The organism is Streptomyces sp. NPDC003720, assembly GCF_042875075.1.
Lineage (GTDB): Bacteria > Actinomycetota > Actinomycetes > Streptomycetales > Streptomycetaceae > Streptomyces.
Window position 1 is genome coordinate 22,383 of the sequence record NZ_JBIANZ010000018.1, and the last position, 12,448, is coordinate 34,830.

Consider the following 12,448-nt stretch of genomic DNA (forward strand, 5'->3'; position numbering starts at 1 on the left):
CGAGATGTCACACACGAAGGTGCTGCTCCTTGACGAACACCGCCGCGCCCCGGACGAGCTGCTGGCGACGCTGCGCGAGCTGCGGTTCGAGGTCAGCCGGCGCACGCCCGGCGAGACCCTCGCACAGGCGCCGGGCGAGCTGGGGGAGACCGACGTACTGCTCGTGTCCGCCCGGCTCGCCCCGGCCACGGTGAAGGCGGTCGTACGGCGGCTGGACGACGAGGGGCGGCAGCCCACCGTGGTGGCGTACGCCGACCACGACCTGCATCTGCTCGGCGGGCACGTCCAGGCGGGCGCCGACTACCTGGTGCCGCCGTTCCACCCCGAACTGGTCCGCGCCCGGCTGCGCGACTGCCACGAGCGCACCGAGTTCAGCCGCACCCTGCAGGACGTGGCCGCGCACGCCGAACTGCTCAGCTACGAGAGGGAGCTGGAGATCGGCCGGGAGATACAGCTCGGCTTCCTGCCGGACACCCTGCCCAGTCCCGACGACTGGGAGATCGACGTCCGCTTCCGGCCGGCCCGGACCGTCGCCGGGGACTTCTACGACGTCTTCGAACTGGTCAACCGGCGCCGGCTGGCGCTGGTGGTGGCGGACGTCTGCGACAAGGGCGTGGGCGCCGCCCTGTTCATGGCGCTGATCCGCAGCCTGCTGCGGCACACCGCCGAGCAGAGCGGGCTGCAGAGCCTGATCGCGGCCGACGTGCTGAACGAGTCCACCGTCTGGGAGGAGCAGACCCGCGCGATCCCGGTCGTGGGGGCGACGCCGCTGCTGAACGCGGTGGTGGGCACCAACAACTACCTGACCCGCAACCACATCCGGCAGGGCTACTTCGCCACCCTGTTCTTCGGCGTCCTGGACCCGCTGACCGGCAACCTCGTCTACATCAACGGCGGCCACAACCCGCCGGTGCTGGTGAGCGCCGACGGCGCCGAACCGGTGCTGCTGGAACCCACCGGACCGGCGGTCGGCGTCATCCCCGACGTCACCTTCTCGCTGGGATACGCGCAGATCAGCCCCGGCGACACGCTCTTCATCTACACCGACGGGGTGACCGAGGCGCGGTCCGGTTCAGGCCGGTTCTTCGGCAACGAGCTGATGCTCAGCCAGCTCACCGGGGCGGCGGTGCGCGGCGAGGAACTCCTCGACCACATGGACGGGGTGCTGAACGAGTTCGTCGGACCCGCCGAGCAGTCGGACGACATCACCATGATGGCCGTGCACCGGCGCGCCTCCTGACGCAGGACCCCGGGTGGAGACCATGTCCCAGATCATCACCGTGCACTCGTACCGGGGCGGTACGGGGAAGTCGAGCACGGCCGCCAACCTGGCGGTGCTCCTGGCCTCCTCGGGCCACCGGGTCGCGCTGGTCGACACCGACATCCAGACCCCGGCGCTGGACGTCATGTTCGGGGACGCGCTCGGTACCGTCCGGCGTTCCCTGAGCGACTACCTGATCGGGCGCTGCGAGATCGAGGAGGCCGCCTATCCGGCCGAGGCGGACGCCGGGCACGACGGGTTCTTCGTGGTGCCGGCCCGCAGCCGGGCCGGCGTCATCAACGAGATCCTGGGCCGCGGCTACGACGTGGGCCTGCTCCGGGAGGGCTTCGACCGGCTGATCGACTCGCTCGCCCTCGACGTGCTGCTCCTCGACACCCACGCCGGGTTCAACAACGAGACGGTCACCTCGATGGCCAGCTCGGACGCCCTGGTGGTGGTCACCCGGGCGGACCGGCTGGACATGGCGGGCGCCGCCGAGACCAAGTCGCTCGCCGAGCGCCTCGGCTGCGGACGGCTGAGCGTCGCGGTGAACCTGGTGCCGTCCGGCACGCCCCACGAGCCGCTGCGCGCGAGGGTGGCGGACGCCTTCGGCGCCCCGGTCACCGTGTCCCTGCCGTACGCCCCGGAGATGGCGGCGCTGGCCGGGGAGCGGCTGTTCAGCACGGCCTATCCGCACCATCCGCTGGTGGCGGGCTACCGCCGCATCATCACCGACGTCAGCAACGGCACCACGGCCCTGCGCCGCCCCCCGCCACACCCCCCTTCCCTCCCCTGACCCCGACGGCCCCCCACGTCCGGACCCCGACTGGGGGACCCGGCACGCCCGGGCCCCGACTTCGGCGCCCGCCATGTCCGGGGCTCGGACCCCGACGCCGACCACGGCCGGGCCCGAGATCCCCGACGCCCGCCCCAGCCGGGACCCCGAGACCCCGACACCCCCGGCGCCCGCCACAGCCGGGTTCACGACCGCACCCAGGTGCCAGGAGGCATGACCATGCGAGGCAAGCCCGACGTCCGTCGCCCGGCGCCCACCGTCGGCCGGATACCCGTGCGGGACGTCCGCCCCCAGGTGGACGCGGGCCGCCGTCCCGCCCGTGCCGTGCCGGGCGAGCTGTTCGAGGTGTCCGCCACGGTCTTCCGGGAGGGGCACGACGCGGTCGCCGCCAACGTCGTCCTGACCGGCCCGGACGGCGTGCCGGGCCCCTGGACGCCGATGCGGCTGGTCGCGCCGGGCACCGACCGGTACGCCGCGCAGGTCGCGGCCGGCCGGGAGGGCGAGTGGACGTACCGGGTGGAGGCCTGGAGCGATCCCGTGGCGACCTGGCGGCACACCGCCCGGATCAAGATCCCGGCCCGGATCGACGTGGAGCTGGTCCTCGCTGAGGGCGCGCGGCTCCTCGACCGGGCGCTGGACGCCCTGCCGTCCGACGAGGGGCGGGCCCGCGAGGTGCTGACGGCGGCCCGGGCCCGGCTCGCGGACGGCGCCCTCGGCCCCGACGAGCGGCTGGCCGCCGCACTCGGCGCCGAGGTCACCGAGGTACTGGCCGCCCGCCCGCTGCGCGAGCTGGTGACCCGCTCCGAGGAGCTCCCGCTGCGCGTCGACCGGGAGCGGGCGCTGTACGGGGCCTGGTACGAGCTGTTCCCGCGCTCCGAGGGCGCCGTCGCGGAGACCGTGAACGCCGAGGGCGTGCTGGAACCGCCGCGCTCGGGCACCCTGCGCACCGCGGCGGAGCGGCTCGAGGCGGTCGCCGCGATGGGCTTCGACGTGGTGTACCTGCCGCCGGTCCACCCGATCGGCACCACCCACCGCAAGGGCCGCGGCAACACCCTGGCCGCCGGTCCGCACGACCCCGGGTCACCGTGGGCGATCGGCTCCCCGGCCGGCGGCCACGACGCCGTCCACCCCGACCTCGGCACCCTCGACGACTTCGACCACTTCGTCGCGCGGGCCGGTGAGCTGGGCCTGGAGGTGGCGCTGGACTTCGCGCTGCAGTGCTCGCCCGACCACCCCTGGGTCACCGCGCACCCCGAGTGGTTCCGGCACCGGCTCGACGGGTCGATCGCCTACGCCGAGAACCCGCCGAAGAAGTACCAGGACATCTACCCGCTCGACTTCGACGCCGATCCCGAGGGGCTGTACGCGGAGTGCCTGCGGGTGCTGCGCCACTGGATGGCGCACGGCGTGCGCATCTTCCGCGTGGACAACCCGCACACCAAGCCGGTCCGGTTCTGGGAGCGGCTCATCGAGGAGGTGCACACCACCGATCCCGACGTGCTGTTCCTCGCCGAGGCGTTCACCCGGCCCGCGATGATGCACGGCCTGGCCCGGATCGGCTTCCACCAGTCGTACACCTACTTCACCTGGCGCAACTCCAAGGAGGAGGTCGAGTCCTACCTCTCCGAACTGGCCGGTCTGGGCGGCGAGGAGAGCGCGGCCTACCTGCGCCCGAACCTCTTCGTGAACACCCCCGACATCCTCAACGCCTTCCTGCAGTACGGCGGCCGCGCGGCCTTCGCCGTGCGGGCCGTGCTCGCCGCGACGGCGGCCCCGGCCTGGGGGATGTACGCGGGCTACGAGCTGTACGAGAACGTGCCCGCCGGACCGGGCGGCGAGGAGTACCTGGACTCGGAGAAGTACCAGTTCCGACCCCGGGACTGGAAGGCCGCAGACGCCTCAGGCGACACCCTGGCCCCGCTGGTCACCACCCTCAACCGGCTGCGCCGGGAGCACCCCGCGCTACGCCGGCTGCGCAACCTGCGCTTCCACCGCGCCGACAACGACGCCGTCGTCTGCTTCTCCAAGCGGGCCGGCGACGACTGGGTGCTGGTGGTCCTCAACCTCGACCCGCACACCGTGCGGGAGGCCACCGTCCACCTCGACCTCCCCGCCCTCGGCCTGGACCGCGCCGACACCTTCGAGGCGCACGACGCGCTGACCGGCGAGACGTACCGCTGGGGCCGCGACAACTACGTACGCCTCGACCCCCGCGACCAGGTCGCCCACATCATCACGGACAGGACGCACCTCTCGTGAACCCGCCGGTCTCCCCCCACCCCGTCCGCCCGGCCCCGGCCCGGCCGACGGCCACCGACCTCAAGCGCCTGACCACGTCGGAGACGGCCGACCCGCACGCCCTGCTCGGCCCGCACCCGGGACCCGGGGGCGTGACCCTGCGCGTGCTCAAGCCGCTCGCCGAGGCGGTGTCGGCCGTCGGCCCGGCCGGGAACGTGCTGGCCGAGCTGCGCCACGAGGGCGGCGGCGTCTTCTCCGGCCTGCTGCCCGGCGGCCCGGACGACGTGCCCGACTACCGGCTGCGGGTGCGGTACGCCGACTGCGAGTGCGAGACCGACGACCCGTACCGCTTCCCGCCGGTGCCGGGGGAGCTGGACCTGTACCTGATCGCCGAGGGCCGGCACGAGCGGCTGTGGACGGTGCTGGGCGCCCGGGTGTGCGAGCACCGGTCGGTCACCGGCACCGCGTTCGCGGTGTGGGCGCCGAACGCCCGCGCCGTGCGCGTGGTCGGGGACTTCAACCACTGGGCCGGCGCCGGGCACCCGATGCGCTCCCTGGGCGCCTCGGGCGTGTGGGAGCTGTTCGTGCCGGGTGTGGGCGACGGCTGCCGGTACAAGTTCGAGATCCTGGGGCCCGACGGCACCTGGCGGCAGAAGGCCGATCCGCTGGCCCGCTCGGCCGAGGCCGCGCCCGGCACCGCCTCCGCCGTCTTCACCTCCCGCCACCGGTGGACGGACGCCGAGTGGATGGCGCGGCGCGGCAGCCGGCGCGCCGAGCGGGCGCCGATGAGCGTGTACGAACTGCACCTGGGCTCCTGGCGGCCGGGCCTCGGCTACCGCGAGCTGGCCGATGAACTGCCCGGCTACGTGAAGGCGCTGGGCTTCACCCATGTGGAGCTCCTGCCCGTCGCCGAGCACCCGTTCCGCGGCTCCTGGGGGTACCAGGTCACCTCGTACTACGCGCCGATGGCCGCGCTCGGCACCCCCGACGACTTCCGGTACCTGGTGGACGCCCTGCACCGGGCGGGCATCGGCGTCATCCTCGACTGGGTGCCGGCGCACTTCCCCAAGGACGACTGGGCGCTGGCCCGCTTCGACGGCACGACCCTGTACGAGCACCCCGATCCGCGGCGCGGCGAGCACCCCGACTGGGGCACCCTCGTCTTCGACTACGGCCGTGATCAGGTCCGCAACTTCCTGGTCGCCAACGCCCTGTACTGGTGCTCCGAGTTCCACGTCGACGGGCTGCGGGTGGACGCCGTCGCCTCGATGCTCTACCTCGACTACTCCCGCCCCGAGGGCGGCTGGCTGCCCAACGCCTACGGCGGCCGGGAGCACCTGGAGGCGGTGGAGTTCCTGCAGGAGATGAACGCCGCCGTGTACCGGAGCTGCCCCGGCGTGGTCACCGTCGCCGAGGAGTCCACGGCCTGGGACGGGGTGACCCGGCGCACCGACCACGGCGGGCTCGGCTTCGGGTTCAAGTGGAACATGGGCTGGATGCACGACTCCCTCGGCTACATGGGCCGGGACCCGGTGCACCGGCAGCACCACCACCACGCGCTGACGTTCCCCATGGTGTACGCGTACGCCGAGAACCACCTGCTGCCGGTCAGCCACGACGAAGTGGTGCACGGCAAGGGCTCGCTGCTCGGCCGGATGCCCGGCGACCGCTGGCGCAGGTTCGCGGACGCGCGGGCCTACCTCGCCTTCATGTGGGGCTTCCCTGGCAAGCAACTGCTGTTCATGGGACAGGAGTTCGCGCAGGAGAGCGAGTGGTCGCACGACACCGGGACCGACTGGGCGGCCACGGCCGACGCCGCGCACGCGGGCGTGCGGGACCTGGTGCGCGACCTCAACGCCCTGTATCTGCGGCTGCCCGCCCTGTGGGACCTGGACGCCGACCCCCGCGGCTTCGCCTGGCTGGACGCGGACGCGGCCGAGGACAACGTGTACTCCTTCGTCCGGTACGACGGCGACGGCGACCCGCTGGTGTGCGTGCACCACTTCGGGCCGAGCGTGCGCGACGGCTACCGGATCGGGGTGCCGGGCGGCGGCGAGTGGACCGAGGTGCTCAACACCGACGCGGCCCGCTACGGCGGTTCGGGCGTGCTCAACTCCGAGCCCACGCAGGCCCGTCCGGTGCCCTGGCAGGGCCAGGAGTGGAGCGTCGAGGTCACCCTGCCGCCCCTCGGCGTCATCTGGCTGCGCCCCCGGCACCGGGCCGCGGGCGGCGAACGACACGACGAGGGGACATGACCGTGGGCGAGTACCTGTGGGACGAGTACCTCAGGATCCTGGGCGGGGCGCGCACCATCGCGGTGGTGGGCGCCTCGGCGGAGGAGGGCAAGTCCGCGCACGAGATCCCGGCCTACCTCCAGCGCAAGGGCTTCCGGGTGATCCCGGTGAACCCCTACCACCGCGAGGTGCTGGGCCGGCCCGCCTTCGCCTCGCTGCTCGAGATCGGGGAACCGGTCGACGTGGTCGACGTCTTCCGGCCGGCGCCCGAGACCCCCGACGTGGCCCGGGAGGCCGTCGCCATCGGGGCGCGGACGCTGTGGCTGCAGCTCGGCATCGTCTCCGACGAGGCGCGGGACATCGCCGTGGCGGGGGGACTGCGCGTGGTCATGAACCGCTGCCTCGGCGCGGTCCACGCGGAGCTGGAGCTGGCCGGGGAACTCAGCCGCACGACCTGAGAAGGGGGAGAGGACCATGCAGGATGCCGACGCCGTCGTCGTCGGGGGCGGCCCCGCCGGGCTGTCCGCCGCGCTCTACCTGGCCCGCTACAACCGCGAGGTCCTGGTCTTCGACACGGGCCACGGGCGTTCCACGCACCACCAGACCAACCACAACTACCTGGGGTTCCCGGGCGGCATCCCGACCGTCGACCTGCGCAAGCTCGGCCGGGAGCAGCTCGGCCGGTACGCCAACGCCAGGATCGCGCACCACCTGATCACCCATGCCGAGGGCGACGCGGAGCGCGGCTTCACGGTCCGCTCCCAGGGGCACTCCTGGCGGGCCCGGACGCTGGTGCTGGCCACCGGCGTCCTCGACCACTTCCCGCACTTCACGGGCTGGGAGTCGTACGTGGGCCGGTCGATGTTCTGGTGCATCACCTGCGACGGCTACGAGAACCGGGGGCGCAGCATCCTGGTCGCCGGGCACACCGACGCGGCCGCGGGCGAGGCGATGCAGCTGCACAGCCTCACCGACCGGGTGCGGCTGCTGACGAACAGCGCGAGCGACGAGATCAGCCCGAAGTTCCGCCGCCGTCTGGAGGGCGCCGGCATCCCCGTGGTGCACGACCGGATCGGGGAGGTGGAGGGCGCCGGCGGACTGCTCACCGCCGTGGTGACCCGCGGGGGCCGCCGGCTGGAACTGGACGCGCTGTTCTCCATTCAGGGCGCCACCCCCGAGACCACGCTCGCCCGGCAGCTCGGCGTCCGGCTCGCGCCCACCGGTTACGTCGAGGTGGACTCCGAGCAGAAGACGAGCGTGCCGGGCGTCTACGCGGCCGGCGACCTCACCGCGCTGCACTCCCACCAGGTGACGTCGGCCGTCCACGAGGGGGCGCAGGCGGCGTCGGCCGCCAACTACTTCCTGCATCCGCCGGAGCTGAAGGCGGACTGAGGCGGGGGGGGGGAGAGCGGGTCAGCGGCGGGCGCCCTGGATGCGGGCGGCCGCCTCGGCCAGCCGGGACAGGTCGTCGTCGGTCAGGGTGAGATCGGCGGCGGCCGTGTTCTGCTCCAGGTAGCTCGTCCGCTTGGTGCCCGGGATCGGCACGATGTCCTCGGGGCCCTGTGCGTGCACCCAGGCCAGCGCGACCTGGCCGGGCAGCACCTCGTGGCCGGCGGCGATGTCCCGGATGACGTCGACGACCTTCTGGTTGGCGTCGAGGTTGTCCTGCGAGAAGCGCGGCAGGTTGCGGCGCATGTCGTTCGCGGCCATGGTGTCCCGGCTGGTGACCGCGCCGGTCAGGAAGCCCCGGCCGAGCGGCGAGAACGGGACCACGCCGATGCCCAGCCGGCGGGCCGCGGGCAGCACCTCCGCCTCGATCTCGCGGCTCCACAGCGAGTACTCGCTCTGCAGGGCCGTCACCGGGTGCACGGCGTGGGCGCGCTCGAGTTCGTCCGCGGACACCTCGGAGACCCCGATGTAGCGGACCTTGCCCGCCTTCACCAGGTCGGCGAAGGCGCCGATGGAGTCCTCGACGGGGGTCTTCGGGTCGATCCGGTGCAGGTAGTACAGGTCGATGTGGTCCACGCCGAGCCGCTGGAGCGACTCGTCACAGCACCGCCGGATGTAGTCGGGGTCGGCGCGCAGCTCCATGCCGGCGCCGGGCCGCACGTCGGCGATGCCGCACTTGGTGGCGAGGGTGACCTCGTCCCGGCGCTCCCGCAGCGCGTAGCCGACCAGCTTCTCGTTGGCGCCGATGCCGTACAGGCCGGTCGCCCCGTACACGTTGGCCGTGTCGATCAGGGTCACGCCCAGATCGAGGGCCCGGTGGATGGTCCTGATCGACTCCTCGTCGTTGCCGACTCCGTACGACTGGCTCATGCCCATGCAGCCGAGACCCTGCGCGGATACCCGCAGTCCCTGGCTGCCCAGAGCGACCTGACGCATCAGTGTTTCCCTTCGTGGTGGTGGAACCAGTGGCCGAGCCGGCGGCCCACCGCGTGACCGCCGGTCAGCAGGTACAAGGCGTGTGCGAGGCCCGTGCGGCGGCCGTGCCGCACCCACAGGAAGTGGTGGTGGGGCCGGCTGTCGTGCGGGTTCGGAAGCCGGAATACCAGGACGAACGAGACCAGCGTAAGTGCGGCCATCACCAACAGGGCGGATTGAAAGGCGACTTGGTAACGGCTTGACGCACCGGCCACGCCGGGGCGGGCGCCGAGGACGGAGAAGACCGTGCCGATCCCGGCCACGCCGAGGGCCTGGCCGACCTGGAAGGCGGTGGTCAGGGCGCCCGAGGCGGAGCCCTTGTCGTCGGCCCGGATGCCGGTCAGGACGACCCCGATCAGCGGGGACATCGTCAGCCCCTGGGCGGTGCCGACCAGCAGCAGCGGCAGGGCCAGCTCGCCCGCCGACAGGCCGGAGCCGGCCGCGTGCACGACGGCCCAGGCGGCGGCCAGCCCGCCGAGCAGCAGGACGTGCCCGATGACCAGCACGGACCTGCCGAGCCGCGGCACCAGCCGGGGCACCAGCAGGGACGAGGCGAAGAACGCGACACCGACCGGCGCGAAGGCCAGGCCCGCCTGGAGCGGGTCGAGACCGAGGCCGACCTGGAAGGTCAGCGAGGTGTAGACGGCCAGGCCGACGATGGTGATGAAGAACAGCACCCCGATGGCCATGCCCGTGCCGAAGGCGCGCTGCCGGAACAGCGACGGGCGCAGCAGCGGGGTGCGGCCGGTGCGGTCCAGGTGCCGCTCGTAGCGGACGAAGACGGTGAACGCCGGGACGGCGGCGGCGAACATCAGCAGGCTCCACCAGGCCCAGCCCGTGCCCGGTCCGATCAGCAGGGGCAGGACGAGCAGCAGCAGGGCGCCGCCGAGCAGACCGGTGCCGGCCAGGTCGATGTGCGGGCGGCCCGCCGGCCGGTCCGGCGCCATGACCCGGCGGCCGGTGAGCAGCGCGGCGGTGCCGAGCGGGACCAGCACGAGGAACGCGGGCCGCCAGGCCAGCCCGGCGATGTCGAGCTGGATCAGGGCGCCGCCGACGAGCTGGCCGACGACGATGGCGACGCCGATGGTGGCGCCGAACAGGCCGAGGGCGAAGTTGCGTTCGGCGCCGTCGAAGGTGTCCTGGATGATCGACAGGATCTGCGGGTAGATCAGCGCGGCGCCGAAGCCCTGCACCAGCCGGGCGCCGATCAGCACGGCCGCGTCCGGGGCGAGCCCGCTGACCAGTACGGCGGCGGTGAACAGGACCAGGCCGGCGAGCAGCACCCGGCGGCGGCCCAGGACGTCGCCCAGCCGGCCGCCGGTGATCAGGAAGACGGCGTAGACCAGCCCGTACCCGGCGACGACGAACTGCACGGCGCCGAAGCCGACGTGCAGGGTCCGCTGCAGGGAGGGCATGGCGAGGTTGGCGATGGAGACCCCGCCGACCACGAGGAAGGTGCAGGTCAGCCCGACCGCGAGGACGAGCCAGCGGGCGCGGCCCGTCGCGTAAGGGTCCGGCGCCGGGGGCCGCGGCGGCGCGGGCGCCGGCACGGCGGCGGTCCGGGCGCCCGCGACGGGGGCGCCCGGACCACCCGCGGCGGCGCCGCCCGCGGCCGGGTGCGTCGTCACGTGGCCGCCAGGGCCAGCACCGTCGCCATGGCGGTGTCCGTGGCGGAGGCCGGGTTCTGGCCGGTCACCAGGCGGCCGTCGGTCACCGCGTGGGCGGTGAACTCGGGCGCCGCCTCGTGCTTGGCGCCCAGTTCCTCCAGGGCGGTCTGCAGGGCGAACGGGACGACGCCGGTGAGGCCGACCGCGGCCTCCTCGGCGTTGCTGAACGCGGTCAGCCGCTTGCCGTCGACCAGCGGGCGGCCGTCGGAGAGCCGGACCCCGACCAGGGCCGCCGGCCCGTGGCAGAGCGCCGCGACCACGCCGCCCGCCTCGTAGACGTCGCGGGCCAGCGCGGACAGCGCCGGGTTGCCGGGGAAGTCCCACATGGTGCCGTGGCCGCCGGCGAAGAAGACGGCGTCGTACGCGGCGGGGTCCACGTCCTCGGGCCGCGGGGTGGCGGCGAGCTTCCCGGCCATCTCCGGGTCCGCGAGGAACGCCTTCTGCACGGGGTCGGTGAGGTCGGTCCCGGAGGCCGGGGGCCGGCCGCCGCGCACGGAGACGAGGTCCACCCGGTGCCCCGCCTCGGTGAACACCCGCCAGGGGTGGGCGACCTCGGGCAGGTAGAAGCCGGTCTCGCGGCCGGTGCCGCCCAGCTCGGCGTGGCTGGTGAGGACGATGAGGACCCTCTTCGTACGGGACATGGTGACTCTCCTGCGGGGCGCTCAGGCCTGGGCGGCGTTGAGATTGCGGAAGCGGGGGCCGTAGAACACCGGCTTGTCGAGGTCGGTGTAGGTGTGCAGGAAGCCGAACTCGGCCGGGTACAGCCGGGGCAGGTCGTCGACGAGCTCCGGCGGGATCCGGCGCTGCATGAAGGTGAAGGAGGAGAACACCCGCAGCTTCATCATGTTGTGGACCGCCTCGCCGAAGGTCGGCCACTGCTGGTCCGGGTCGCCGTTCCACATCGCGTCGAGGTGGGCCATCATGTCGCTGTAGTCCTGGTCGAAGACGAGCAGCGCCTCGGCGACCTCCTTGCCGTCCGGGTCCTCGGCCAGCAGCTTGTCGTAGCCGTCGGCGGGCACCGCGAGCGTGTTGATCACCGACGGCCAGTCGATCCGCGCGCCCTGGAAGTGCACGGCCTCGGTCTCCGGGGTCAGCTCGACCGCGGGCTCCGGCTCGCGGTAGGTGCGGCCGTACCAGAGCTCGGCGAACTTCCCGTAGTGGGACTCCTCGTGCTGGTAGGCGGCGCCGGTGCGGATCGTGCCGCTGGCCGCGCCCTCGCCCTGCTGCAGGATCTCGTCGATGCCCTCGAGCAGCTGGTCCACCGGGTCCACGCCGGGCGTCGGCACGATGGTCTTGAAGCCGATGTTGTCGCCGACCTGGTTGGCGACCCCGCCGCCCTGCACCGCCGCGCGCAGTTCGGCGGCGTTGGCGACGATGGCGTCCCTGATCTGCGCGTACAGCTTGCCGATCGTCGGGAAGTCCTCGTGGCCGTACTCCTCCGGGAGCAGGAACAGCGGGGACTCCAGCCGCATGAAGTTGCGCAGCTGCGGCTTGGAGAGCCGGGCCAGACCGAGGTGCAGGTCGGGCTCCACGCCGCCGGGCAGGCCGTGCGAGGGGAACTTCGGGTCGAGGTCCCTGATCCGGGGTCGGCCGCCGATCGCGGCGAGCATGTTGGCGGCGATGGACATGTGCACCATCTCCTCCATCAGCACGCTGCGGATCGTGTTGTAGCTGGTGAAGTTCTGCACCTCGAGCGAGAGCATCGCCGCGGTGTAGACGGGCAGGGTGGAGTGCTCGAGTTCGATCGCCGTCTGGAGGGCGGAGCGGATCCAGGCGACGTTGCGCCGGACCGGGGCCGAGACGGTCTCGTCCTGGGCGGTGGTCATGG

At 73.1% G+C, this 12,448-nt stretch carries 10 protein-coding genes; 6 read left to right on the forward strand and 4 right to left on the reverse strand.

Going from position 1 to position 12,448, the window contains the following annotated elements; genetic code table 11:
- Positions 1 to 4 precede the first annotated feature (4 nt).
- The 6 genes from ACFYU0_RS34540 to ACFYU0_RS34565 all read left to right on the forward strand — a co-directional run bounded on the left by ACFYU0_RS34540 (position 5) and on the right by ACFYU0_RS34565 (position 7,921).
- A complete protein-coding gene (locus tag ACFYU0_RS34540; RefSeq protein WP_351661368.1) occupies positions 5 to 1,240 on the forward strand; it encodes a SpoIIE family protein phosphatase in 1,236 nt (411 codons plus the stop codon).
- Between the two features lie 22 nt (positions 1,241 to 1,262).
- A complete protein-coding gene (locus tag ACFYU0_RS34545; protein WP_351661366.1) occupies positions 1,263 to 2,057 on the forward strand; it encodes a MinD/ParA family protein in 795 nt (264 codons plus the stop codon).
- Between the two features lie 213 nt (positions 2,058 to 2,270).
- Positions 2,271 to 4,316, forward strand: coding sequence for a maltotransferase domain-containing protein (locus tag ACFYU0_RS34550; protein ID WP_389306336.1), 2,046 nt, complete (start codon positions 2,271 to 2,273; stop codon positions 4,314 to 4,316).
- Complete coding sequence (gene glgB, locus ACFYU0_RS34555; protein ID WP_389306338.1) at positions 4,313 to 6,550, forward strand: 1,4-alpha-glucan branching protein GlgB; 2,238 nt, start codon at positions 4,313 to 4,315, stop codon at positions 6,548 to 6,550. Before ACFYU0_RS34550 ends, glgB begins: the two co-directional genes overlap by 4 nt.
- Complete coding sequence (locus ACFYU0_RS34560; RefSeq protein WP_351661361.1) at positions 6,547 to 6,987, forward strand: CoA-binding protein; 441 nt, start codon at positions 6,547 to 6,549, stop codon at positions 6,985 to 6,987. The genes glgB and ACFYU0_RS34560 overlap by 4 nt, the downstream gene beginning before the upstream one ends.
- A 16-nt stretch (positions 6,988 to 7,003) precedes the next feature.
- Positions 7,004 to 7,921: an NAD(P)/FAD-dependent oxidoreductase gene (locus tag ACFYU0_RS34565; RefSeq protein WP_389306341.1), complete on the forward strand. Its 918-nt coding sequence runs from the start codon at positions 7,004 to 7,006 to the stop codon at positions 7,919 to 7,921.
- 21 nt (positions 7,922 to 7,942) lie between these two features.
- On the opposite strand, the gene ACFYU0_RS34570 is transcribed toward ACFYU0_RS34565, so the two are convergent.
- Genes ACFYU0_RS34570 through ACFYU0_RS34585 form a run of 4 tightly spaced genes read right to left on the reverse strand, consistent with a single transcriptional unit; the run spans position 7,943 to position 12,446 of the window.
- Complete coding sequence (locus tag ACFYU0_RS34570; protein WP_351661357.1) at positions 7,943 to 8,914, reverse strand: aldo/keto reductase; 972 nt, start codon at positions 8,912 to 8,914, stop codon at positions 7,943 to 7,945.
- The gene (locus ACFYU0_RS34575) at positions 8,914 to 10,581 is read right to left on the reverse strand and encodes an MFS transporter (RefSeq protein ID WP_389306343.1); all 1,668 of its coding nucleotides are present in this window, start codon (positions 10,579 to 10,581) and stop codon (positions 8,914 to 8,916) included. Before ACFYU0_RS34575 ends, ACFYU0_RS34570 begins: the two co-directional genes overlap by 1 nt.
- Entirely contained in the window at positions 10,578 to 11,261 is a 684-nt protein-coding gene (locus ACFYU0_RS34580) for a type 1 glutamine amidotransferase domain-containing protein (protein WP_389306345.1), read from the reverse strand. Before ACFYU0_RS34580 ends, ACFYU0_RS34575 begins: the two co-directional genes overlap by 4 nt.
- Positions 11,262 to 11,282: 21 nt before the next feature.
- Positions 11,283 to 12,446 carry a ferritin-like protein gene (locus ACFYU0_RS34585; RefSeq protein WP_389306347.1) on the reverse strand — a complete coding sequence of 388 codons (1,164 nt, stop codon included), beginning with the start codon at positions 12,444 to 12,446 and terminating at the stop codon, positions 11,283 to 11,285.
- Between the last annotated feature and the right edge of the window lie 2 nt (positions 12,447 to 12,448).